A 971-nucleotide genomic window follows, 5' to 3' on the forward strand; every position below is an offset into this window, starting at 1 on the left:
TCATACCTTCCTGGCGCAATGAGGCAGCAGAGCCTTTGCCTACGTCGCCGTAGCCAATTACTAGTGCTTTTTTACCAGAGAGTAAGTGATCTGTACCACGTTTAATGGCATCATTTAATGAGTGGCGGCAGCCGTACTTATTATCGTTTTTGGATTTAGTTACAGCATCGTTAACGTTAATCGCTGGAACTTTTAGCTCACCTTTCGTCATCATTTCTAACAATCGGTGTACGCCTGTTGTTGTTTCTTCAGAAATACCGTGAATATCATTAAGCAGTGCAGGGTACTTGTTATGCACCATCTCAGTCAGGTCACCACCATCGTCAAGAATCATATTGGCATCCCAAACTTTGCTACCATCTTTTTCAGATAGTATGGTTTGCTCGATGCACCAAAGGAACTCTTCTTCTGTTTCACCTTTCCAGGCAAATACTGGAATACCCGCTGCTGCAATTGCCGCTGCTGCATGATCCTGAGTAGAGAAAATGTTACATGATGACCAGCGAACGTCAGCACCAAGGTCGACCAAAGTTTCGATTAGAACTGCTGTCTGGATTGTCATGTGGATACAACCCATGATTTTTGCACCAGCCAATGGTTGTGCTTCTTTATATTTTCTACGTAAAGCCATCAGTGCAGGCATTTCGCCTTCAGCGATTTGAATTTCTTTACGGCCCCAATCGGCTAGATTGATGTCGGCAACTTTATAATCTGTGAAGCTCATAATTATGTCCTGTCTTGTGGGCCGGATTGCTTTCCGGCCAACGTAATATTGAGTGCAGGCTGAAGTAGGTTCAGTCTGTCGTATTAGTAAAAATTACTGTCTTTAAACCTTTGCAGCTGCTTTCAAGGCATCGATCTTGTCAGTTTTTTCCCAGGTGAAAGCGGTGAAGGTCTTAGTTTTCTCTTCGCCGTTTTCCTTGTAACTATAGGTATGCTCAAAAGGTTCGCGTCCGAAATGTCCATAGGCA

1 protein-coding gene and 1 pseudogene are annotated in these 971 nt (G+C 43.8%); both read right to left on the bottom strand.

The genetic code is table 11. From position 1 onward, the window contains the following. Positions 1 to 724 (bottom strand): adenosylhomocysteinase (locus A3756_RS24155; RefSeq protein WP_197481513.1); only part of this gene is annotated, 724 nt, incomplete at its 3' end. Between the two features lie 102 nt (positions 725 to 826). Continuing rightward, positions 827 to 971, bottom strand: a pseudogene (locus A3756_RS26865) (methionine adenosyltransferase); the annotation flags it as partial.

The sequence above is a fragment of the Oleiphilus sp. HI0086 genome (assembly GCF_001635225.1).